This window comes from Pseudomonas fluorescens (assembly GCF_902497895.1).
GTDB classification, from domain to species: Bacteria; Pseudomonadota; Gammaproteobacteria; order Pseudomonadales; family Pseudomonadaceae; genus Aquipseudomonas; species Aquipseudomonas fluorescens_BP.
Window position 1 is genome coordinate 1 of record NZ_CABVHQ010000016.1, and the last position, 19,200, is coordinate 19,200.

The 19,200-nt window shown below is 58.6% G+C and carries 29 protein-coding genes and 1 pseudogene; 18 read left to right on the forward strand and 12 right to left on the reverse strand.

Annotated features, from left to right (window positions below; genetic code table 11):
* Positions 1–326: pseudogene (locus F8N21_RS10305) on the forward strand (trans-aconitate 2-methyltransferase); the annotation flags it as partial.
* A gap of 329 nt (positions 327–655) precedes the next feature.
* Entirely contained in the window at positions 656–1,834 is a 1,179-nt protein-coding gene (locus F8N21_RS10310) for a tyrosine-type recombinase/integrase (RefSeq protein WP_412071630.1), read from the forward strand.
* 10 nt (positions 1,835–1,844) lie between these two features.
* On the opposite strand, the gene F8N21_RS10315 is transcribed toward F8N21_RS10310, so the two are convergent.
* The 9 genes from F8N21_RS10315 to F8N21_RS10355 all read right to left on the reverse strand — a co-directional run bounded on the left by F8N21_RS10315 (position 1,845) and on the right by F8N21_RS10355 (position 7,503).
* Positions 1,845–2,108 (reverse strand): helix-turn-helix transcriptional regulator, encoded by a 264-nt coding sequence (locus F8N21_RS10315; RefSeq protein ID WP_224788200.1) that lies wholly within the window; start codon positions 2,106–2,108, stop codon positions 1,845–1,847.
* Positions 2,109–2,315: 207 nt separating this feature from the next.
* Positions 2,316–2,759, reverse strand: coding sequence for a DUF2528 family protein (locus F8N21_RS10320; protein WP_150642024.1), 444 nt, complete (start codon positions 2,757–2,759; stop codon positions 2,316–2,318).
* The gene (locus tag F8N21_RS10325) at positions 2,752–3,033 is read right to left on the reverse strand and encodes a hypothetical protein (RefSeq protein WP_150642025.1); all 282 of its coding nucleotides are present in this window, start codon (positions 3,031–3,033) and stop codon (positions 2,752–2,754) included. Before F8N21_RS10325 ends, F8N21_RS10320 begins: the two co-directional genes overlap by 8 nt.
* 68 nt (positions 3,034–3,101) lie before the next feature.
* The gene (locus F8N21_RS10330) at positions 3,102–3,395 is read right to left on the reverse strand and encodes a hypothetical protein (protein ID WP_150642026.1); all 294 of its coding nucleotides are present in this window, start codon (positions 3,393–3,395) and stop codon (positions 3,102–3,104) included.
* A gap of 22 nt (positions 3,396–3,417) precedes the next feature.
* Positions 3,418–6,111 carry a toprim domain-containing protein gene (locus tag F8N21_RS10335; protein ID WP_150642027.1) on the reverse strand — a complete coding sequence of 898 codons (2,694 nt, stop codon included), beginning with the start codon at positions 6,109–6,111 and terminating at the stop codon, positions 3,418–3,420.
* Between the two features lie 2 nt (positions 6,112–6,113).
* On the reverse strand, positions 6,114–6,359 hold the full coding sequence (locus tag F8N21_RS10340; protein ID WP_150642028.1) for a hypothetical protein: 246 nt from the start codon (positions 6,357–6,359) through the stop codon (positions 6,114–6,116).
* Positions 6,360–6,431: 72 nt separating this feature from the next.
* Positions 6,432–6,797: a hypothetical protein gene (locus F8N21_RS10345; protein WP_150642029.1), complete on the reverse strand. Its 366-nt coding sequence runs from the start codon at positions 6,795–6,797 to the stop codon at positions 6,432–6,434.
* Positions 6,794–7,273 (reverse strand): YmfL family putative regulatory protein, encoded by a 480-nt coding sequence (locus F8N21_RS10350; RefSeq protein ID WP_318184138.1) that lies wholly within the window; start codon positions 7,271–7,273, stop codon positions 6,794–6,796. Before F8N21_RS10350 ends, F8N21_RS10345 begins: the two co-directional genes overlap by 4 nt.
* A gap of 29 nt (positions 7,274–7,302) precedes the next feature.
* Positions 7,303–7,503 (reverse strand): DNA-binding protein, encoded by a 201-nt coding sequence (locus tag F8N21_RS10355; RefSeq protein ID WP_150642031.1) that lies wholly within the window; start codon positions 7,501–7,503, stop codon positions 7,303–7,305.
* Between the two features lie 93 nt (positions 7,504–7,596).
* Here F8N21_RS10355 and F8N21_RS10360 point away from each other — a divergent pair, with 93 nt between their 5' ends.
* Together F8N21_RS10360 and F8N21_RS10365 are read left to right on the forward strand one after the other, a co-directional pair.
* Positions 7,597–7,947, forward strand: coding sequence for a helix-turn-helix domain-containing protein (locus tag F8N21_RS10360; protein ID WP_150642136.1), 351 nt, complete (start codon positions 7,597–7,599; stop codon positions 7,945–7,947).
* A gap of 100 nt (positions 7,948–8,047) precedes the next feature.
* Positions 8,048–8,233, forward strand: coding sequence for a hypothetical protein (locus tag F8N21_RS10365; protein ID WP_150642032.1), 186 nt, complete (start codon positions 8,048–8,050; stop codon positions 8,231–8,233).
* Positions 8,234–8,286: 53 nt separating this feature from the next.
* On the opposite strand, the gene F8N21_RS10370 is transcribed toward F8N21_RS10365, so the two are convergent.
* The 3 genes from F8N21_RS10370 to F8N21_RS10380 form a co-directional block, all read right to left on the reverse strand.
* Entirely contained in the window at positions 8,287–8,544 is a 258-nt protein-coding gene (locus F8N21_RS10370; protein WP_150642033.1) for an ogr/Delta-like zinc finger family protein, read from the reverse strand.
* A 65-nt stretch (positions 8,545–8,609) separates the two neighbouring features.
* Entirely contained in the window at positions 8,610–9,488 is an 879-nt protein-coding gene (locus F8N21_RS30830; RefSeq protein ID WP_224788202.1) for a phage portal protein, read from the reverse strand.
* The gene (locus tag F8N21_RS10380; protein WP_150642035.1) at positions 9,400–11,463 is read right to left on the reverse strand and encodes a terminase large subunit domain-containing protein; all 2,064 of its coding nucleotides are present in this window, start codon (positions 11,461–11,463) and stop codon (positions 9,400–9,402) included. The genes F8N21_RS30830 and F8N21_RS10380 overlap by 89 nt, the downstream gene beginning before the upstream one ends.
* A 163-nt stretch (positions 11,464–11,626) precedes the next feature.
* Between F8N21_RS10380 and F8N21_RS10385 the strand changes: the two genes are divergently transcribed.
* The 14 genes from F8N21_RS10385 (at position 11,627) to F8N21_RS31455 (ending at position 19,194) form a co-directional block, all read left to right on the forward strand.
* Complete coding sequence (locus F8N21_RS10385) at positions 11,627–12,535, forward strand: GPO family capsid scaffolding protein (protein ID WP_150642036.1); 909 nt, start codon at positions 11,627–11,629, stop codon at positions 12,533–12,535.
* 1 nt (position 12,536) lies between these two features.
* Positions 12,537–13,553: a phage major capsid protein, P2 family gene (locus F8N21_RS10390; protein ID WP_150642037.1), complete on the forward strand. Its 1,017-nt coding sequence runs from the start codon at positions 12,537–12,539 to the stop codon at positions 13,551–13,553.
* Entirely contained in the window at positions 13,553–14,266 is a 714-nt protein-coding gene (gpM, locus tag F8N21_RS10395; protein WP_150642038.1) for a phage terminase small subunit, read from the forward strand. The genes F8N21_RS10390 and gpM overlap by 1 nt, the downstream gene beginning before the upstream one ends.
* A gap of 98 nt (positions 14,267–14,364) precedes the next feature.
* On the forward strand, positions 14,365–14,826 hold the full coding sequence (locus F8N21_RS10400) for a head completion/stabilization protein (RefSeq protein ID WP_150642039.1): 462 nt from the start codon (positions 14,365–14,367) through the stop codon (positions 14,824–14,826).
* Positions 14,823–15,272, forward strand: coding sequence for a phage tail protein (locus F8N21_RS10405; protein WP_150642040.1), 450 nt, complete (start codon positions 14,823–14,825; stop codon positions 15,270–15,272). Before F8N21_RS10400 ends, F8N21_RS10405 begins: the two co-directional genes overlap by 4 nt.
* A complete protein-coding gene (locus F8N21_RS10410; RefSeq protein ID WP_150642041.1) occupies positions 15,262–15,942 on the forward strand; it encodes a virion morphogenesis protein in 681 nt (226 codons plus the stop codon). The genes F8N21_RS10405 and F8N21_RS10410 overlap by 11 nt, the downstream gene beginning before the upstream one ends.
* Positions 15,943–15,953: 11 nt before the next feature.
* Positions 15,954–17,069: a DUF2586 domain-containing protein gene (locus tag F8N21_RS10415; protein ID WP_150642042.1), complete on the forward strand. Its 1,116-nt coding sequence runs from the start codon at positions 15,954–15,956 to the stop codon at positions 17,067–17,069.
* Positions 17,070–17,075: 6 nt separating this feature from the next.
* The gene (locus F8N21_RS10420) at positions 17,076–17,525 is read left to right on the forward strand and encodes a phage protein (RefSeq protein ID WP_150642043.1); all 450 of its coding nucleotides are present in this window, start codon (positions 17,076–17,078) and stop codon (positions 17,523–17,525) included.
* A complete protein-coding gene (locus tag F8N21_RS30835; RefSeq protein ID WP_150642044.1) occupies positions 17,525–17,737 on the forward strand; it encodes a TraR/DksA family transcriptional regulator in 213 nt (70 codons plus the stop codon). Before F8N21_RS10420 ends, F8N21_RS30835 begins: the two co-directional genes overlap by 1 nt.
* Complete coding sequence (locus tag F8N21_RS10430) at positions 17,734–18,126, forward strand: D-Ala-D-Ala carboxypeptidase family metallohydrolase (protein WP_150642045.1); 393 nt, start codon at positions 17,734–17,736, stop codon at positions 18,124–18,126. The genes F8N21_RS30835 and F8N21_RS10430 overlap by 4 nt, the downstream gene beginning before the upstream one ends.
* A complete protein-coding gene (locus F8N21_RS10435) occupies positions 18,127–18,489 on the forward strand; it encodes a DUF1353 domain-containing protein (protein ID WP_150642046.1) in 363 nt (120 codons plus the stop codon). It begins immediately after the preceding gene.
* Positions 18,489–18,746 carry a hypothetical protein gene (locus tag F8N21_RS10440; protein WP_150642047.1) on the forward strand — a complete coding sequence of 86 codons (258 nt, stop codon included), beginning with the start codon at positions 18,489–18,491 and terminating at the stop codon, positions 18,744–18,746. The genes F8N21_RS10435 and F8N21_RS10440 overlap by 1 nt, the downstream gene beginning before the upstream one ends.
* On the forward strand, positions 18,743–19,030 hold the full coding sequence (locus F8N21_RS10445) for a putative phage tail assembly chaperone (RefSeq protein ID WP_150642048.1): 288 nt from the start codon (positions 18,743–18,745) through the stop codon (positions 19,028–19,030). The genes F8N21_RS10440 and F8N21_RS10445 overlap by 4 nt, the downstream gene beginning before the upstream one ends.
* 23 nt (positions 19,031–19,053) lie before the next feature.
* Complete coding sequence (locus tag F8N21_RS31455) at positions 19,054–19,194, forward strand: DUF6890 family protein (protein WP_412071631.1); 141 nt, start codon at positions 19,054–19,056, stop codon at positions 19,192–19,194.
* The last annotated feature ends 6 nt before the right edge of the window (positions 19,195–19,200 follow it).

The following is a 19,200-nucleotide window of genomic DNA, read 5'->3' on the forward strand; positions in this document are numbered from 1 at the left end:
GCCCGTGGGCCGACAAACTCGCCGGCGCCGCTGGCCAGCGCCCGGCGATGGCCGACGCAAACAGCTACTACGGATTGTTGCGTTCAAGCTGTGCCCGGGTGGATGTGTGGCACACCACCTACCATCACCCCCTTCCAGGCGCCGCTGCGGTGGTGGAGTGGTTCAAGGGCAGTGGCCTGCGGCCCTTTCTTGATCCGCTCGACGAGGCTGAGCGGGAGGAGTACCTGAGGCGCTATACCGCGGCGATCGAACAGGCGTATCCGGTGTTGGCTGATGGCGAGGTGCTGCTGCCATTTCCACGGATGTTTATTGTGGCGACGCGGTAACAGCAGCACTTGAACGGCACCCACAAAAAAACCGGCCACTTGGACCGGTTTTTTGTTGTCTCTGCATCCCCCGTCAAAACATCACGACGTTGGACTCAATAAAGTGGAGCGGGTGAAGGGAATCGAACCCTCGTTATCAGCTTGGGAAACTATGGTGGGTGGAGTATCAGGGAGACACGTAAGGTATGCTTGTGTGCGTTTAAGTCAGCAGGATCAAGGCTTTGCGCAACGTGGTCAGTTTCATGCTGTTCCACCGGTCGCCCCCATATTCCGGCCTAACGGCCCCCAGATACGGCCCCCAAATGCTTACGGACAAACAGATCAGGGCAATGAAGCCTGAGGAACGGGAATACACGGTTTCGGATGGACGCAGTGCGCGAGGCGAAGGCGTCTTGATGCTGCGAGTGCGACCAACCGGCACCAAGGAGTTTTATTTCCAGCGTCGACTGGATGGAAAGAAGATCAAAACCAAACTCGGTACGTGGCCAGCGATGAGCCTGACTGGCGCACGAGATCTATGCCGAGTGGAAAAAGAGGTGGTGATTGCCGCCGGGACCTTTCAGAACTTGCTGGATGCTTACACGAACAAGCTTGAGGGCGAAGGTGCTGCCTCTGCCTCAGACGTGAAGTGGTCGTTGAAGCATTACGTCGCTGACCCGTTTCCCAATCTGGCTTCACGCCCTGCTGCCTTGATCGGGCCTGGTGAGATCCGCGACATCCTGGCCAAGATGATCAATGCCGGTGTTACCACCTACTGCAATAGGGTCCGATCACAGCTGCACGCCGCGTTCCAGGTTGGACTTGAGCAAGAGTTCAACCCCCGCAGCTACCAGAAGACAGCGTTGAAGTTCGGCCTGAACAGCAACCCGGTGACCAGCGTGCCGGTTCAGGCCGACTGGGAACGTCCTGGTGATCGGGCACTATCCACCGACGAGTTGGCCAGGCTCTGGCAAATGCTGCCGGAACACTTAACGTTGGTTACATCTGAGTTGCTTAAGTTTCTGATTGCCTCAGGGGGACAGCGTCCGGAGCAGCTGCTCGCGAGTGAGCGTCGGCACTACTTCAAAGACCACCTGGTCATTCGGAACAAGAAGGGAAGGGAGGGGGAGCGGTCGCTGCATGCCGTGCCATACAACACGCTGATGCGCCGCAGTTTGAAGGTGATGGACGAGATCTCCGAAACCAGCATCTACCCGTTTGAAGGCAAAGTGGAAGGGAAGGCCCTACACACGCAGTCGTTATCCCGAGCTGTCACTAAGTTGTACGGCCGCCATACCGACAAATTCAATGGACCGTTCACTTTGCGTGATATACGGCGAACCTGCAAAACCCTGATGGGTGTTGCTGGGTTGAGTAAGGAGGTTCGCGATCGAATTCAGGGCCATGCATTCAGCGATGTCTCGTCGAAGCACTATGACCGTCACGATTACTTCAAGGAAAAGCAGCAGGGACTGCTGCGTTGGTCAGTGTGGCTGCACAAGAACGTGGTCAACGCCGAGCTGAAATGAGTGAAGCCGCTCACGCGGCTTCGACGGGGTCAGAAGATGTCCATTTCTGCGGATCTTGCTGCCAGCTGGCGATTGAGGATTCACGCCAACCGACCCGCCCTGGTGAGATGGCCACCGCCCTTGGGAATTTCCCCTGTTTGATAACGCGCCAGAGGGTAGTTCTGGAAAGGGAAGTGACCTCGAGCACATCCCTTTCCCGCATGAAACGATCCAACTTACTCACACCTTTCCCCCCTTTGCTTCTGAAACCGTGTGGCTTGGCCTCGCACACCATCGAATCGGCCTGAGAGTGGGCTAGCCCAAAACACCTGATTTTTCTTCAACCCAAGAGCCTTTGCTTTGCCATGTACAGCACTCAGGGGCCGATCAAGGCGAGCCGCGACGTCGACGGTGGCGAGATCTGGATAAAGGCGCTCGAGTAGTGCGACTTCGTGGGTGGTCCAAAAACGTCTGGACCGGATTCTTCTTGTTGCCGACATGGTCAGTCTTCCTTCGCGGCTGGTAATTCAGTCAGTTCGACTTCAAAGAATCCGGGTACGTCGACATCGGCGCCGATGATCCGCATACCGCACCAGCCATACGGTTTCTCGTCCGCCTCGCAGCCCCAAAAACCCTCGGTGCTGTGCAGGTCATGGGTCCAACTGGCGCCGGGGTTGTCACCGAACATATTCTTAAAGGTCGGGGTAAAACCTGCTCCGCCTTGCTCGAGCATGATCCTGATCATGGTAGAGCCGGCCAGTCGGATCGCGACGCGTATGACATCGCCACCTTCATCCATCAGCCTGGTTTGATCGTCGGAAAGATAGTTGTTGATCATGGCTGCCCGTTCAGGCGTCAACACGTCGAGATTGACCTCGAGCAGCACCTCGTAGTCTTTCCAGGATTCACTCACTTTGAAGCGTTTGATATTAGTTTGCTCAGACATGATTTCGGCCCTGCAGCTGCTGGATAGATTTGGTGGGAATAGCGAGCGCTTGGGCGACGACAAGCGCTTCAACGTCGGTCAGGTCGCCTTGGGCTTGAGCCATGGTGACCAGCGACTCGAGGCGGATCCGAGCGTCGGGCGTCTTCTGTACCTTGTAATCGAATAGCGCGGTACCGACGATGCGGATTGCCATCAGGTGCCGTGCCGCTTGCATGCTCTCTGCTGCCAATGTGGTAGCCTTTGGGTCGCTGCTGCTTTGGTGCTGTGCTTGCATGGTGTTGCCCTCAGTGGTGGTTGGTGTCGGGGAGGTGCGAACTCCTCGACACCGCTCTTCAATTTCGGTTAGTCCTGGCGTGCCAGGTGAATAACCAAGTCGTCAAAATTCGGGTCGCCCTCAGCGCATGACCGCCACTCCAAAACCTTCAGAATTTGCAACCGGCTGCAGTCGTCCACCAGGATCTCTCGCTGGCCACCTGCTGCTCGAACTTCCAAAATCTGCAGTAGCCCGTCTTCGCCATACGCTCCGGCTTGTATGATCGGGGTGTTCTTTCCCGCCGCGATCAGCCGGTCTTGGATCTCCTGCAGCTTGCTGGTCTTGCCGTCGCCGGCGTTGCCTATGAACACTTGAACTTGCATCTGCACTTCCTCCTTTGTGGTTTCAGGCAGCCTGGAAAATCCAGCACCGCACGGTTTTCGGTTTGTCGGCGGCATCGGTATCCCATGCCGAGCAGACGTTTCTGTTGGTCTCAACAAACTTGGGGCACTTGCTTGTTTTCAGGTGGCGCTTGAGCTCGGTCAAGTCAGGGACTTTCTGGCGTTTCTCTGCGGCTTCCTTGGCGAAGTCGTTGAGGTTCACCGCAATCAGGCCGTCATTGCGGGAGTGGTTGAGCCCACCTGCAGCGCTGTTCAAGTACTCGTACAACTCCCAGAACTCGACGACGATCGGGTGATCAGCGTTGATCGCCAGCTGGCGTTCCTTGGCCATGCTCTGGATCTCAGCGTGGGCCGCGTCCACCTGGTGCTTTTTCAGTGGGACAACGTGAACCAGGGCATCGACTAGCGCGTGCAGCTGGGCGTGATTCTTCGCGATCCGGACGGTGCGGATCTCGGGCAGGGCCAGCAGCTGCTGTTCGTATTTGGGCCCCTTTTCGCGGACGGTCTCCATCACCTTGCTTTCCATCATGGTGGCCTTGACCAGGAAGCCGCTGACGCGGTCGACCGGCATACGCTCAAGCTTTTCCACCAGCAATTTGGTTTGCGGCGTCTGCCCGTCCTTTGTCATGGCGATGTGCACCAGGCGTTGCAGAATGGGTTCGGAAGCGTTCACCGCGTGGTTCTGGCCGATGACCACAGCGCCACGGAAAGGAGGCTCGCGGGTGTCGTTGCCGTTGTTCTTCACACCGGTGGAGCGGACGCTGCGCCCGTTGTAGGCGGTTTTCAGTTCGTCCCAGTCGTACTGTTTGGTTTGGCTGCCATCGGTCTTTTCCCGCTCCGATTCGATCAGCACCACCGGCAGATTGCCGACCTGGGCGAAGTTACGTGCTCGAGCAACTGGAGTGCCCTTGGTTGGGTCGAAACCCTCGTAGTCGATACGACCGCAGAGCTTCCATAGGAACTCGATCAGCGTGGACTTACCGGCGCCTGGCTCACCGATGATTTCCATGAAGGGGTAGCTTTTCTGGTGCTGCCGGATCTGCTCGGCGAATAGCGAGCCGAACCAGAATGCGAGCGCGACCAGGCCCTTGGCACCGAAGCATTGCCAGATGATGTCCAGCCACTCGGTGTCGAACTTCTCCAGGTCCGTGTTCAGGTTGAGGATCACCGACTGGCTGAGGGTCTTGATGCTCAGCCGGTCCATGTCGAAGAAATCCTCCTCGTTCAGCTTGAACACTTTCCCATCGCGCACCGCCACGTCGCCGTAGACGTACGCGCTGTGCTCACGGGTGTAGCCGGTGAAGTCAATGGTCTGAACGGTCTTGAGGGCGTCGGTTTGCTCCTCAATGAAGGCGTCCAGCTGCTGGGTGGTACCAGTGAACATCCCGCCCGGGGCAATGCCGAGAAGGCGCTTCTTGAACTCTGCAGACGAGGCGATCTGCGAGCTGGTGAAGGTGTTCTTAATCGGTGCAGCGTCGTGGGCGAACGTGATCCGGAAGTAGTACCAGGACTCGTCGGTGAGTTTGTTTTCCTGGTAGTACAGGGCCTTCGGGTTACAGGTGGCGATGCGCTGCAGCGCGCCGCACTGCTGCATGGCCTTGGACCGCATCTGCTTGTTGTTCAACTGCTGGTCATCGTGGTGGTCGCTGTCCTCGAGCTCCTGGATTGCCTTGTTGTATTTCTCCAGGTCGAGCTTGAACCAGTACAGGCGGTTGCCGAACTCCAAGTGGAATTCGCTGCGACGCTTCCAATCGAACATCACCAGGGCTTTCTCGGTGGCGTTCTCAGCGATCAGCAGGGCACCGTGGTGCCGGGCGGTGGTGATGTCTTTGTCGACCTGAGCATCACGCTTCTCGCCTTCGTCCAGGAATTGCCAACGCTGGTGAAGATCGTTCCAGTCGGCCTTTCTGTTATCCCGCTGTGGGATCTGGGCTGCTTCGCAGGTGAATCCCAGTTCACGGGCCATACGGACCCAACGTTTGGTGTAAGCGTGTGCACCAGGTTCGTTATCCAGTGCCCAAACCAGCTTTGGCAGGTTGCCTGGGCGAGCCGCTACCAGCGCGTTCAAAGAGTCGGCCGGGAAGGCGTTTGAGGACATTGCCGACACGGCGGCGATGTTGTGGTGTACCAAGGCAAGCGCATCGAAGATGCCCTCGACAATCCAGATCTCTTTCGCCTCGAGCACGTCGACGCACGGCGGACACCACCAAAAGCCTTTGTAGGATTCACCTGGCTTGAAGCGGGCTTTCATCTTGCCGAAGCGCGACGGCTTGTCGATCAGGCGTTCCCAATAGCCGCCTTTCTCTAGGGCGAAGCGCACCGTCGCACTGCCAGCGTCGTGCTGGGTGGAGTAGTACGTTTCCTGTGTGAACCAACCGCCGATCAATGAAATATCGAAGCCGCGGGCAAACTCAAGGTATGCGCGCGCCGTCGCTGTCGGGGCGTTCTCTGTAGCTGGAACGCGCTTGCTCCAGTCTTCAAAGAGGTCGTCGTAGATCTCCTTCACATGCACCGTGTGGCCGCACTTTTCCTGACGTCCGCAGATGAGCTGCCACGGACTGTCGAAACGGGTGTACAGCTCTTTTTTGTTGCACTTGGGGCAAATACCACCTCGCATGTAGTTGGTGGGAACACGGTGTTTAAGGCCGAAGTCGGACTCGATGCGCTGCAGAACGTCGTGACGCAGATCGTCTCTCATGGTTACTTCACTGCTTTGAGGCTAAGGCCAAGGCTTTGGGTGAGGGCGCCGATCAAGTGCTTTTGTGCGGCCATCACAGGGCTATTGGCGAGAATTGATCCGTGGCGCAGGCCATCAGGAATCAGTCGATATTGGTCTGCGTACCAAAGGTCATTGAGGCTGAGACGGTATTGCTCGCGTAGGTTGGCCAAGAGCGCTTGGGCCTGACCTGGTGTCAGTTTTGCGTTGATGTTCATGGCGTTTTCCATCGTCAAACCTCAATTTCGGGCGCAGCTCACCCAAACCCACGGGGGTGGGGCAGGCGATTTATCGGGTGGTTGTTACGGAGCTGTTACGCGAAAACGACCGATGTCCGGTGCGTTGATGATGCGTTCGTAAATGAGGCTGACAGGTACGGCCCATTGGGCACCGGTGACAGGATCAACAATTACTGTGTGGGTCGGTGTGCTGCTCTGGATGTTCAAACGCTGCCGATCGCGGATAGCGCTCACCTCGCTGTTGGCCAGATGAACCATCTTTTCAGCGACCTGAGTGAGTACGTCGTAATCGGTTACCAGGTGATGCACTGCGCGGTCGAACAGTTGCTGATCGTCGCCCAGGTGTTCGCACTGGTGGCGCTCAAGGAAGGAGAGGGCGGCGGCTTTGAGCATGTCCTGGTATTCCTTTACAGCAGGCAATGAGTTCACTGGGTAACCTCTGATTTCGATGCGTGCAACTGGATGACTGCAAGTACTTCCGCATGTCTGGCAGCCATATGCAGGTTGTCAGCTCTGAGGATGGCATCGGCTTCCGCTTGGTTGATCACGCCGTCTTCAAGAGCTTTGGCAATGATCTGGTCTACCGTCCCGCGTTTGGCTGCTGTCTGTACGCACCTGGTGTACAGCTCAACATTGTCCAGAGAGTCAGGCTCAGCGACCGGTACGAACATGCCGCCGTACATGGCTGCGACATATTCCGGTAAGTGGTTTGTGCCTGTTTCCTGCTCGAGCTGATAGATCTGAGCATCGGTCAACGGTCGGCTGTTGTTGTTCTCATACGCATGGTTGTCGAACTTCTTAAGCGGCAAACCAATCCGGGCCGCTGCGCATTCACGCCCACCTGGATAGCTGCAGATAATCGCGCTGACTACTTGTCGACGGGTATTTAGAACTGAGCTTTTCATCTTCTGCTTTTCCCTGTGGCCCAGTGCCATTACTGTTCGATCACGCCGTCTTTGATACCGAGCAGCACCGCGGCGCGATGTGCCTCCCCTCGGCGACCTTTTTTACGTCCGTTCAAAAGGTCGCTGACCAAATTCTTGTTCAGTGCATGAATGCGACTGAATTCCGCAATGCTGATCCCTCTGCGATCCAGTTCCGTGCGGGCTTGCTCGGGTGTAAGGGTGGCGGGCATAGTGTTCGCTCGTGTTGTTTCGTGTTCATTAGCGGCGATTATGATCGTTTATTTGGTCTTGTAAAGGGTGCAAGCTTGAAAAATTGTTCTTCTATGGAAGAAGTAACGAGCAGCGTAGGTGATCGTCTTCGCGAAGAACGGACCCGGCTCGATTTGAAACAAGAGGATTTGGCTCTCGTCGGCGGTAAAAATCGCAACACGCAAGGCAGCTACGAGCGGGGCACCCGGAATCCAGATACCGCGTACCTTGCCGCTGTGGCAGGACTGGGAGTCGACGTTCTTTACGTCGTTACAGGTACCCGGACTCCAGTGCCCATTGTTGATCTGAGTGAGGACGATGAGCAGTTGTTGAAGCGATATCACAGCATCACTCCAGATGACCAAAAAGCTGTGCGTCGCTTTCTGAAAGCCATGGCTGATGACGCTGCCCGAGATCGGAATTAGCCTGTAACAAACCATGTAGGTCATTCGTCGCACCCCCTTACTAAAGCGAGTTTCCGCCCCGATAACGTCGATTCAGCAATGCATTTATGGAGTAGTAAGCATGTTGGATCGCACGAAAAACGAATTCACCACTGTCGGAATCACAGAGTTCGAATGGCTTGGCCTGACCAAAATTGAACGTCGCCTTATTCGCCTCTACCGTCTGTTGAGTGAACAGGAACAAGTTCAGCTCCGCCGACTGTCCGAGGTCCTAGCCACCAATCCGGAAGAATCGGTCGGCAGCTGATATCCCCTTCGATGTATCCGATCGCCGACAAATTTGAGTCGGCGGTTTGCGCCTCACGCCACCGCCTGCGAGCCGAGTCGGTCAAACAACTCCCGCTGTTTTGCCCTGGGCATGTCCTTCAAACTGTCAAACAACATCCTTTCGAATGACTGGGCAGATGGGCTCAGCGTGTGTGAAAACGTCAGGTTCGCGACCCATGTGTGCCCACACTTTGCGTCCAGGCACTGGCAGTACAGCTTCGCGAAATCCACGGAAAATTCCTCTCTCGAAGCGATCCGTCCCTTGTGCCCGCATTTGCATACAACTCGCATTGTGTCCCTCCCCAGGGCAGCCAATAGCCACTATATTGCCACAATATGTAGTGGCATTCTCTTAGCTACGCACTTGATGTAGTGGTATCCACTGCCGTAGACGGCTCTCTCCAGGCAATTCTTCTGTCTTCCCTCAAGGTATCGTTCATCTGGTTGAAAAGTTGACAGATCGGTCGAATTTCATTGCTGGTGTAGACCCGATCGATCTTTTCGATATCGCCAAAGCCGGCGCTGTTTTCGGGAATGATCCCGGCCAGCGCGGGGTTCATCCGCCACGCGGCGATCACATCGTTACGAGTGATGTTCTTGACCTTCTCCAGCTCGTCCTTGGCTTGGAAATCCCCCACGGGGATGATCTGGATAGCCTTCTCCGCGCCGCCCGGGATGTTCACGAACATCGAGCGGAAGTTGCCCACGCCCTTGCTCGCGCTGATCTGGTCACGGAGATTCTCTTCGTCCTCCTCGGACAGGTTCGGGTCGTTGGTGTAGAAGATGTAGCCCGCGTGCGCGCCGTTGCTGTAGTAGCGCCGGCGGAAAAGGGTGGCGGCTTCGTTGAGCAACAGCGCCTGCATGCCGCCCAGGTACTCAGGCACGCCATAGATGTTCTGTTCCACGTCGTAATTCATGACGTGCTCAACCTCTTCCTGGTCGAACTCCATTTTCTTGCCATCTGGCAGCAGCATCACGAACCCGCCGCCGACTTTGACCCGCATGTTGATTGCCGGCAGGTGGTCCATCTCCAGAACCTGGCCCAAGGCATTGGGGTTGCGCCGGAAGTAAGCCTCGCCGAACACCATGAAATCCAGCGCCGCGCAGCTCATGGTTTTGATCGAGCAGCCCCTGGACGAGATGAACTCACGCAGCAACAGGTTGCGCTTGAACCCTGGAATGGCGCCGTGGTGAGCGTTGGCGCGTAGCAGCTTGGCCAGGCCTTGGCGCGACACCGGTGGCGTGTAGATTCGTCCGTCGTTGCTGGCGAAGACGCCCAGGTAATGCCCGATGTTCTCGGTCAGCACTTGTTCCGGAGCACCGAACGAAAACGCCCGCGTGGGCCCTGGTGCTGGTTTTTCCTGATGTAAATTTTTTCGCTGAGCCATTGGTACCTGATCCGCTGAGTGCGTAGCGGCTTCGCCGCTGCTTGTTGGTATTGAGGGGTTCATGGGCCAGGGCATGCATGATTGCCCATGCCACGTCTGCATGGCCGGTGGCGTCTGTGCGCGACGCGCTGTAGGTCACCTGTCCGCTGGTGGTAGTGCCGCGCTTGATCGTCAGGAAGGCCTGGGCGACGTCGTTCCAGCCGGCGTCCCATTCGATGCGGCTGCCCTGGATCGTGTCCTGCGCCTTGAGCACCAGGGTGTTCTTGGTCTCCAGGCTGTAATGGATCGAGGTCGCACGCGGGTAGAAGTCGCGCACCAGGTCGAACACGCCGTAGCCGATGCCGGTGGTGTCGATGCCAATGTGCTGCACGTTGAAGCGCTCGGTGAGCTTATTGACCTGGGCGGCCTGGTAGCTGAACGACTGACCACGCCAGCTGTGCTTTTCCAGGATGCGAAACTTGCCGCCGGGTTCCAGAGGCGGCGCGATGACCACACAGGTGGCATCGTCGCGGGTTCGGCTGGGGTCGTATCCGATCCAGACCGGGCTGTTGCCGAAAGGGCGCGGGTCGTCGGGGTCGTAGTCAGTCCACAGCGAGAGGTCCGAGTAGCAGCGCTCCAGGTCGGCCAGGGAAAAAGCGCTCTGCGTGCTGTCGATGAATTTGCACATGAACAGCTGCTCGAACTTGTCTTCGTCGTACTCCAGCTGCAGCTGCTCGAGGTCGAACAGATCACAGCCGCCGGCGATCGCGTCGAGGATGGTGATCACCTTGCGCCATTGCCCGTCCGGACAGAGAGCGCCGGCGGCGATCTGTTTCTCACTGGGCCACGGATCCTTGGCGTTTTTGCGCTTGCTGTTGCGGAATTTCTCACCGGTCCAGAACGGGTAGGCCTGGTGCGACACGGCGCTGGGTGTCGAAAAGTAGGTCTTGCGCCACTTTTTGTGGGTGGCCATGGCGCTGGCCACGGTGTTCAGTTTTTCGAAGTCGCGGATCCAGAAGTACTCATCCACGTAAACGTGGCCATGGTGACCCTGCGCCGTGCTGCTGTTGGTGCTGAGAAAACGCAGCTCGGCCCACGGCTTGCCGTCTTTGCTGAGCACGATCGGGTTGCCGGTCAGCTCCAGGCCAAACCACTCTTGGGCGAACGACACGATGTAGCTACGGAAAATCTCCGACTGGGCGCGACTGGCCGACAGGAAAATCTGGTTGTCGCCGGTGAGCACGGCGTCCATGAACGCCTCGCCAGCGAAGTAGTAGGTCAAGCCCACTTGGCGGCTTTTGAGGATGTCGCGGATTCGGCACGTCAGCGGGTTCTGTTTGGCGGCGAACAGCTCTTTCTGGTAGCCGTACATTTTGCTGATGAACTTGTCGAGGAAGTCCACCTCGGTCAGCTCACTGACGTCGTTCTTTGCCTTTTTCTCGCGCTTCTTGCCGCCTTTGTCCCCTCGATCGCCCCGGTCTCGACGCTCACTGCGTTGATCGTCACGGCGCTGGCCACCGTCACCAGGTGCGTCACTGGTCGGTGCCGGCGCTGGCTTTATGCACTGCTTGGCCAAGCGCTCGCGAATGGTGGTCAGGCGGTCCAGCTCGTCCAGCTCGCCCTTGGTCAGGGTGGTCTGTTTCTCCAGCAGCAGGGTGATTCGCCGGCTTGCCGCTGTCAGCGGTTCTTCATCCGACAGCATGTCGTCCCAGCCGCCTTTTCCGATCCAGTAGTAAATGATCCGGATGTTGGGCAGGGACAGTTGCGCCTGAATTTCACGCGGCTTGCAGCGGCGTAAATAAAGGCGTTTTGCGGCTTCTTTAAGTTCGGGGGCGTAGGGCATAGGCCGCAGTCTATGCGGCGAAAACGCAGTAAACGCGGGGTTAAAATCCGCGTTCATCCTATAACGTGAAAATAGGACCAAAGCAAAAGTAAACCGTTTGTTCGGGCTTCTACTGAACCCTATCGTGGCGGCTCAAATCACCGATTGAGCGCAGTTATCGCCCATGCCCCGTTCCCTTGTTTCGTTCTGGAAACGTGTCGCCACCAGCGGCACCACCGCTGATGGTCGCGAAATCCTTCCCCAGGAACTGCGCGATATCGCTGAGACCTACAACCCGGCCAAATACACGGCCGTGATCTGGTGCGAGCACGATCGTTGGTTCGGCTCCCACGGGACCGTCTTTGCGGTGCGTCTGGTTGAAGACGTTGAAGGCCTGGAGCCAGGTCAAGTCGCATTGGAAGCCCAGCTCAAGCCTAACGACAAACTGCTCTGCCTCAACGACCAGGGCGAGAAGCTTTTCACCAGCATTGAAATCACCCCGAACTTCGCAAGCAGCGGCAAAGCCTACCTGTCCGGCCTCGCCGTGACCGATTCGCCGGCCAGCCTGGGCACCCAGGAACTCTACTTTTCCCGCAAAACCGGCGAGCCCGTGCATTACGCCGCTTCTGTCCCTCTCGGCGTGTTTGGTGATGAGGAGCCAAAGGGCGAAATCGGCAAGTTGAACAGCCTGCTGACCCGCCTGTTCAAGCGCTTCGCTGTTGAAGAATCCACCACCGAAACGACCCAGACCACCCCCACCGAGAGCAAACCCCCAATGGATGAAGCTACAGCCAAGGCTTTAAAGGCCTTGATCGAACAACTCGGCCTTGTCGTCACCGGCCTCGCCGCTGTGATCGAACCCGTGACTGCTGACGTCGTCGAGCCGGTTGTTACCGAAGTCGATGACGTTGCGACCGCCGTCGACACCATCGTTGCCGAGGCCGAAGCCGATCGCGAATTCGCTCGTAAGGGCAGCGACAGCAAGCGTCTCGATCGCATCGAGGCCCTGCTGGAAAAGGCCTTCAACACCACCACCGGTCAGCCACTGCCGAAAACCACCGGTTCCACTGACACTAAAAAGCGGGTGCTGTGACATGAGCCAGCAAGGATTGAGCAATCGTGCTCTGAAACAGTACACCGCCCTTCGCGAAGCGATCGCCGACACCTACAGCGTCGACGTGACGCGTCAGTTCAACGTCGAGCCGAGCATCGCCCAGGAACTGAACGACAAGATCACCGAGCGTGCGGACTTTCTCGAGCGCATCAACGTTGTACCGGTGACCGAGATCAAGGGCGAAAAGGTCATGTTCGGAGTGAATGGTCCCCTGACCGGTCGCATCAACACCAAGACCACCGACCGCGAAGCCAAGGACGTGTCGGACCTCAACGGGTTGGGCTACGAGCTTTTCGACACACAATCCGATGTGGGCTTGCCGTTCGCCAAGATCGACAGCTGGTCCAAGTTCCCGGACTTTGCCGATCGCTACTCGGCGGCGGTGCAAAAGCAAATCGCCCTGGACCGCATCATGATCGGTTGGCACGGCGTGACCGCCGCCCTCCAAACCAATCTGGCCACCAACCCGATGCTGCAGGACGTGAACAAGGGCTGGCTGCAGATCGCTCGTGAGCAGATTCCTGAGCAGGTTATCGAGGAAGGCGCGACCGCAGGGAAAATCACCCTGGGGGCTGGCGGCGACTACGAAAACCTCGATGCCCTGGTGCACGATGTCAAGCAGATGATCAGCTCCGAGTTCCGTGATGGCGGCGACCTGATTGCCATCGTCGGCAGCGATCTGCTGGCTAGCGACAAGGCCAAGCTGTATTCCAGCCAGGCCGGTAAACCAACCGAGAAAGAACGCATCGAAAGCGCCCAAGTCATTGCGACCTATGGCGGTCTGCCGACCTTCACCGTGCCGCACTTCCCGGTCGACACCGTCGTCGTCACCAGCTGGGACAACCTGTCGATCTATTTCCAGGACAGCAGCTGGCGTCGTCACTTGCTCGAGAACCCGAAGCGCTCCCGCGTTGAGGATTACAACGCCCGTAACGAAGGCTACGTGATCGAGCAGCTGGAAAAATTCGCCGCGGCTGAAAAAGTGGAATTGGTCTGATGAGCCTGGCATTGGCGCATAAACGCCGGGTTCAGGCCCAAGGTCCAGCGGTTGCCAGCGCCAGTGCCCAAACGGTGGCGTATTCCTCCGCTACCGCGCTGTCCAGCCCTGCCAATGGCAAGAAGCACTTGAAGCTAATGGAAGACGCACTGGCTCAGGATCTGGAGCGCATCAGTGCGATCGACAGCCGCGAGTTGCGTCAGCAGCTCAAGCGTGACGAGCTGCTGCCCAAGTACCTGGACTATGTGCAGCGCTACCGCGATTCCGGATTGAATTTCCCGAACTCGGTGGTGATGCAGGTTCTGGTCTGGCTGTTCGATACCGCCCAGTTCGAAGCGGGCCTGGAGCTGGCTGATTTCGCCATGACCCAAGGTCAGGAAATGCCGGAGCGCTTCAAGCGCAACGTGCAGACCTTCGTGGCTGATGAGGTGATCGACTGGGCTGAGGCTGAGTACAAGGCCAAGCGCAGCCCCGAACCTTACCTCTCCGACTTGCTGCCTTTGGTGGACGGCGAATGGAAGCTCTTTGAGCGCATTCCTGCTCGCTATCACAAGCAGCTGGGGATTCTGGCCCTGGATCAGCGCGACTTTGCGAAAGCCATCACCCACTTCGAACGAGCGGAAGCACTGTACGAAGGCATCGGTGTGGGCACGCGTCTGGAAGGGGCTCGCAAGGCACTGGCAAAAGAACTGGCTGAGAAAGCCCCCGAGTAACCGACTACCCCCCCAGCGGGAAACTGTCGAAGTGAGTCAGCCATTTATGGCCGTCGACTCACTGCAAACAGTTTCCCGCCCTATTCGAGCGGCCAGCGATGAGCTTTTCAGGTAACCCCACCAAGTTTGTGGAACGGCAGATAGAGAACGACGGCTTTTGGCCGGACTTTTCGCTGGCTCAGTTCCAGGAGGCGTATCGCCTTCCAGGGGAATACCTGGTCGAGACGCTGGCCGATGGTTTGACCACGGCGATGATCGAGGTCAACAGGGATCTGGCCAAACTCAAAGCCAAATGGCAGGCCGCAGGTGTCTCCAGCGTTGAATCTGCTGACCCTATGGTGCTGCCGGAGCGCACATTTCAAGCAGCGACGTACAAGCGCGCCGTGTACTGCCGCGCCAAAGCCTTCCTGTTGACCCAGTTCGCCACGGTGACCCGCCGCGAAAGTGCGGAAAACATCGGCAAGGAACTGCCAGAGCGTGGCGAAACCTTCCTTGAGTTCAGTCAGCAGGCCGTCCGGTCGCTGCAGGGCCGTGGCCGCATCACGGCGGTGCTGCTGTGATCAAACTCCGCGCCTTGACTACCTACCTGCTCACGCGCCGCCTGGTGCTGCCGGAACAGCTCGACAGCTGGACCGACCAGGTGAACCTGGAGCTGATCTGGAAACCTGACGTCGACGGCATGCGCATGGGTGACATGCGTTACAGCGCAACGATCGCGCTCGAGCGTTTCGCCGATCACCCCGGGCGCCTGATGGCGTTGGTTGGCAGTTGGCTCGAGGGCAATGACCAGGGCCGCGACCGCGACGAGCTGCCAATGCCCAAGTTCGATATCACGATGCTCGACAACGACCTGGCCGACGTGGACATCACCCTGGAGTTCAACGAGCCGCAGTACCTGGCTGAGGATCCCACCGGCGAGATCGTGGCCTTCGGCAAGACCTGGGCGTTTGTGCCGTTCGATCTTTGGATTGCCGAGCACGGCGAGGTGGGCAGCCATGGGGCGTAGCACCTTCGAGCTCGATGCCCGCGGTTACCTGGGCATACGTGAGCAGCTGGCGTTGCTCAGCCTTCCGCCGCAACTGCGCCGGCGGCTGCTCAACAACGTCACCAAGCGCGTGCGGACAATGAGTCGCAAGCGGGCCCGTGATCAGCAGAACCTGGACGGCTCGCCTTTCGAGGCGCGCAAGGGGCCGGCCAAGGGCAAGAAGAAGATGGAAGCCGGTCTGGCCAAGCTGATGATCGTCACCCGCGTGAGCGCTGACGAAGCCGAGCTGGGCTGGCGTAACGCCCTGACCAGCTGGGTCGCTTCGCAACAACACAACGGTGTCTCCGAACGTCGCACTGCCGCCCAGATGCGCAAGTGGAACACCGTTCCTGTGGTCCTGGCCGCGACTGAGAAGCAGGCCAAACGTCTGCGTCGTCTCGGCTTCAAGGTCCGTCAACAAGGCAAAAAGAGTCTCACGCGCCCATCAGTGGCGTGGATTCAAGAGCATGTGAACTACGCCAAGGCCGGTCTGCTGATCCGCATCCTGAGCGATGAAAAAGCCGAGAGCACCGGCGCCCAGAGCTGGGAAATCACCCTGCCCAAGCGCCAGTTCATCGGCGTCAGCACCGAGCGCGACACCGGCTTGCTGCTGAACCAGGTGCTCCAACAAATCCTTAATTCTCCCCGCTAGCGAGGCACTGCATGGCACTCGGCAAAGTCAGCGTAAACAATCTCAATCTGGGCCAGGGTGCCGTGACTGAGATCGAACGCTATTTCCTTTTCATCGGCCCCGGCGCAAAGAGCATCGGCCAGCTGATCCCTTTGAACACCGACAGCGACCTCGACAGCGCACTGGGTATTCCCGCCAGTGACCTGAAAACCCAAGTCACTGCAGCGCGTCTGAACGGCGGCGATCGCTGGTCCTGCCTTGCCGCTCCGATCGCTGCAGATGGCGATTGGTCCGAAGCGCTCGAAATGGCCCAGCAGCAAGGCTTTTCGGTCGAGGCGGTGGTCATCACCAAACCGGTGACGACTGGCCAACAGCTGTCGGCCATGCATGACGCAGCCATCGAGCTGAACAACGTCTACGGCCGCCGGGCTTTCGTGATGGCGGCGAGTGCCGGCATCACCGTGCTGCAGGCCTGGAATCAATACCTGCTCGAGCAGCGGGCTATCACCACCGGCCTAGCAGCGCCTCGCGTTCTGGTCGTGCCTCAGTTGCACGGTAATGACCAGGGCGTATTGGCCGGCCGTCTGGCGAACGCCGCTGTGAGCATTGCCGACAGCCCCATGCGCGTGGCTTCTGGCGCCTTGTTAGGCCTGGGCCCCATTCCCGTCGACATTGACGGTGTGCCGCTGCCGTCCGCGATCCGTGCCGAGCTGGATATGGCGCGATTCTCGGTTTCACAGACCTATCCGGATTACCCGGGCGTGTACTGGGGTGACGGCAACATGCTCGATGCCCCAGCCAGCGACTTCCAGATGGTGGAGTACTTGCGCCTGGCTGACAAAGCAGCCCGCCAGGTGCGGCCGCTGCTGATTCGTCGTGTTGGCGATCGCCGGCTCAACAACACCCCCAACAGCATGGCTGCCGCGATCAGTGCATTCATGAAGCCGCTGCGTCAGATGGCCAAGTCCGTTTCGTTCGCTGGCCAGGTGTTCCCTGGTGAGATCGAGGCGCCCAAGGATGGCGACATCGTCCTGGAGTGGTTCAGCAAAACCAAGGTCGAGCTCTACATCAAGATCCGGCCGCTCAACTGCCCGAAAGACCTGACGGCCAACATTGCCCTCGACCTTTCCAACGACGATTCGGAGTAAGCCCCTATGTCACGTATTGGCGGCAAGAACTTCGACGTGAACCTGGGCGATCTGCTGGTTCACGTCCAAAACTGCACCCTCGACATCACGGACAACACCGCCGTGGCACAGAGCAAGGGCGTACCCAACGGGCACGTCGATGGCGACGTCTCGGCCAGCGGCGAGTTTGAGTTCGACACCAGCAACTTCAACTTGCTGATCGAAGCCGCACGCACCGCCGGCAGCTTTCGCAAGCTCGAGCCTTTCGACATCGTGTTCTTCGCCAAGGCCGGCGATGAGGAGCTGCGTGTTGAGGCCTTCGCCTGCAAATTGAAGGTTTCCAGCCTGCTTGGGATCGATCAGAAGGGCGGTGAAACGTCCAAGCACAAGGTGCCGTTTGACGTCACCAGCCCCGACTTCGTCCGTATCAACGGCGTGCCGTACCTGGACGCCAGCGAAATTGAGGGGCTGCGCTGATGGTGGATTGGTTCGATCGGGCTCAGGCGCTCGAGCAGCGCGAGCGTGAATTCGTCATCGCCGCTCAACTCGCTCGCCCGCGACCAACCGGACCGAGCCTAACCCACTGCAAGGAGTGTGACGGTGAGATCCCAGTAGCGCGCCAAGCCCTAGGTGGAATCATCCGCTGCACGCCCTGTGAATCCCTTTTCGAACAAGGACCACGCCGATGACTAGCACTACCTGGCCGAACTTCGCGGCGGCTGAACTGCGCTGCAAATGTGGCAAGTGCAACAGCACCGGCGCCGAGATGGACCCGGGATTCATGGCCGAGCTGGTGATCCTGCGTCAGCGATTCGGCCGCCCGATGGCGTTGAGCAGCGCCTATCGCTGCCCCAAGCACCCGGTGGAAGTGAACAAGCCCGCATCAGGTGAGCACTGCACCGGCTTGGCCGTTGACGTGCGCTGCCGTGGCGAGGAGGCCGTGGAGATTCTGCGCCTGGCCCTGAATCTGAAATTCACCCGGTTCGGGATCAGTCAACGGGGCAACGCTCGCTTTCTGCACCTGGGCATGGCGCCAGTCGGCGGCCGATTCCCCAGCCCTGCGATCTGGAGCTACTGAATGGCTTTTAGAAGCTCCCTGGTCGTCAAGGCCGTGAAGGGCACCAAGCAATGGCAGTTGATCAGACCGCTGTTCTACCTGACGGCCAGCAACAAGTTGGTGACGGTGCCGAAGTGCTACTGCACCGACTTGGCCAGTGTGCCCCGGCCGGTCTGGTGGCTGATCCCGCGTGACGATGAGTTCGCCCGACGACCGTCCGTGGTGCATGACTACATCTACACCCACGGCACCGTGGCCTTTACCAAGGCCGAGGCTGACCAGGTCTTTTATGAAGCCCTCCTCGAGGAGGGCATGCCCAAGCCTCTGGCCTGGCTGATGTATGCGGCCGTGCGTATCGGCGGCCGTGGCAACTGGAGGCGCTAATGGAGCTTTCAGCGATGTCCGTGAGCGTACTGCTGATGCTGACCGAGCTGGTTCTGACCGGCGTGGTCGGCTTCCAGGTGTACCTCTTCAAGCAGGTCAGCGCCGCACGCCGCGAACACCTCGAGTTCCGCATCGAGGTCGCCGAGCGCTACGTGCGCGCCGAACACATTGATAAGGCCATGGAAAAGCTGGAAGACCGGCTGGAACAGCGCCTGCAGCACCTTTTTAACCAACCACCACAACGGAAAAGAACATGAGCCAGAAACGCGATATCACCCTGGAAATCGGCGACAAAGAATTCACGTTCACCCTGGCCCCCCAGGACGTGACCAAGTACTTCAACGCCATGACCGCGAACAACAAGGTGTCGCCGTCGCACAACCTCCTGGTCAACACCGTGTTGCCTGCTCAGCGTGACGATCTACGCAAGCTGCTGGAAAACCCGGTGATGACCATGCAGGTCGCCGGTGCGCTGCTCGAGGATTACGCGCCGGACGTTGAAATCATCGTAAAAAAGCACTCGAGCACGCTGAGCGCCTGAGTGATGACGGACTAGGCCAACTGATGGCCTTGGCCGGTCGCTGGCTACCTGGTGCAGAGCCCACACCCGAGGTGATGGGCACGGCCAAGTGGCTGGAGGACGAACACTGGAAACGCATGGAAATCGCCGTGGCTAACGGCATCGCACATGCTCTGAACGGATAAACACAC

What these genes read in the sequence shown, in the direction of transcription:
- F8N21_RS10430 (WP_150642045.1), top strand. Translation starts at nt 17,734, where the DNA reads ATGACTAGCACTACCTGGCCGAACTTCGCGGCGGCTGAACTGCGCTGC.
- F8N21_RS10340 (WP_150642028.1), bottom strand. Translation starts at nt 6,359, where the DNA reads ATGGAAAACGCCATGAACATCAACGCAAAACTGACACCAGGTCAGGCC.
- F8N21_RS10310 (WP_412071630.1), top strand. Translation starts at nt 656, where the DNA reads ATGAAGCCTGAGGAACGGGAATACACGGTTTCGGATGGACGCAGTGCG.
- F8N21_RS10330 (WP_150642026.1), bottom strand. Translation starts at nt 3,395, where the DNA reads ATGCAAGTTCAAGTGTTCATAGGCAACGCCGGCGACGGCAAGACCAGC.
- F8N21_RS10350 (WP_318184138.1), bottom strand. Translation starts at nt 7,273, where the DNA reads ATGAAAAGCTCAGTTCTAAATACCCGTCGACAAGTAGTCAGCGCGATT.
- F8N21_RS30835 (WP_150642044.1), top strand. Translation starts at nt 17,525, where the DNA reads ATGGTGGATTGGTTCGATCGGGCTCAGGCGCTCGAGCAGCGCGAGCGT.
- gpM (WP_150642038.1), top strand. Translation starts at nt 13,553, where the DNA reads ATGAGCCTGGCATTGGCGCATAAACGCCGGGTTCAGGCCCAAGGTCCA.
- F8N21_RS31455 (WP_412071631.1), top strand. Translation starts at nt 19,054, where the DNA reads ATGGCCTTGGCCGGTCGCTGGCTACCTGGTGCAGAGCCCACACCCGAG.
- F8N21_RS10440 (WP_150642047.1), top strand. Translation starts at nt 18,489, where the DNA reads ATGGAGCTTTCAGCGATGTCCGTGAGCGTACTGCTGATGCTGACCGAG.
- F8N21_RS10435 (WP_150642046.1), top strand. Translation starts at nt 18,127, where the DNA reads ATGGCTTTTAGAAGCTCCCTGGTCGTCAAGGCCGTGAAGGGCACCAAG.
- F8N21_RS10360 (WP_150642136.1), top strand. Translation starts at nt 7,597, where the DNA reads ATGGAAGAAGTAACGAGCAGCGTAGGTGATCGTCTTCGCGAAGAACGG.
- F8N21_RS10355 (WP_150642031.1), bottom strand. Translation starts at nt 7,503, where the DNA reads ATGCCCGCCACCCTTACACCCGAGCAAGCCCGCACGGAACTGGATCGC.
- F8N21_RS10410 (WP_150642041.1), top strand. Translation starts at nt 15,262, where the DNA reads ATGGGGCGTAGCACCTTCGAGCTCGATGCCCGCGGTTACCTGGGCATA.
- F8N21_RS10325 (WP_150642025.1), bottom strand. Translation starts at nt 3,033, where the DNA reads ATGCAAGCACAGCACCAAAGCAGCAGCGACCCAAAGGCTACCACATTG.
- F8N21_RS10380 (WP_150642035.1), bottom strand. Translation starts at nt 11,463, where the DNA reads ATGCCCTACGCCCCCGAACTTAAAGAAGCCGCAAAACGCCTTTATTTA.
- F8N21_RS10385 (WP_150642036.1), top strand. Translation starts at nt 11,627, where the DNA reads ATGCCCCGTTCCCTTGTTTCGTTCTGGAAACGTGTCGCCACCAGCGGC.
- F8N21_RS10390 (WP_150642037.1), top strand. Translation starts at nt 12,537, where the DNA reads ATGAGCCAGCAAGGATTGAGCAATCGTGCTCTGAAACAGTACACCGCC.
- F8N21_RS10370 (WP_150642033.1), bottom strand. Translation starts at nt 8,544, where the DNA reads ATGCGAGTTGTATGCAAATGCGGGCACAAGGGACGGATCGCTTCGAGA.
- F8N21_RS10400 (WP_150642039.1), top strand. Translation starts at nt 14,365, where the DNA reads ATGAGCTTTTCAGGTAACCCCACCAAGTTTGTGGAACGGCAGATAGAG.
- F8N21_RS10415 (WP_150642042.1), top strand. Translation starts at nt 15,954, where the DNA reads ATGGCACTCGGCAAAGTCAGCGTAAACAATCTCAATCTGGGCCAGGGT.
- F8N21_RS10365 (WP_150642032.1), top strand. Translation starts at nt 8,048, where the DNA reads ATGTTGGATCGCACGAAAAACGAATTCACCACTGTCGGAATCACAGAG.
- F8N21_RS10420 (WP_150642043.1), top strand. Translation starts at nt 17,076, where the DNA reads ATGTCACGTATTGGCGGCAAGAACTTCGACGTGAACCTGGGCGATCTG.
- F8N21_RS10315 (WP_224788200.1), bottom strand. Translation starts at nt 2,108, where the DNA reads ATGGTGTGCGAGGCCAAGCCACACGGTTTCAGAAGCAAAGGGGGGAAA.
- F8N21_RS10320 (WP_150642024.1), bottom strand. Translation starts at nt 2,759, where the DNA reads ATGTCTGAGCAAACTAATATCAAACGCTTCAAAGTGAGTGAATCCTGG.
- F8N21_RS10445 (WP_150642048.1), top strand. Translation starts at nt 18,743, where the DNA reads ATGAGCCAGAAACGCGATATCACCCTGGAAATCGGCGACAAAGAATTC.
- F8N21_RS10335 (WP_150642027.1), bottom strand. Translation starts at nt 6,111, where the DNA reads ATGAGAGACGATCTGCGTCACGACGTTCTGCAGCGCATCGAGTCCGAC.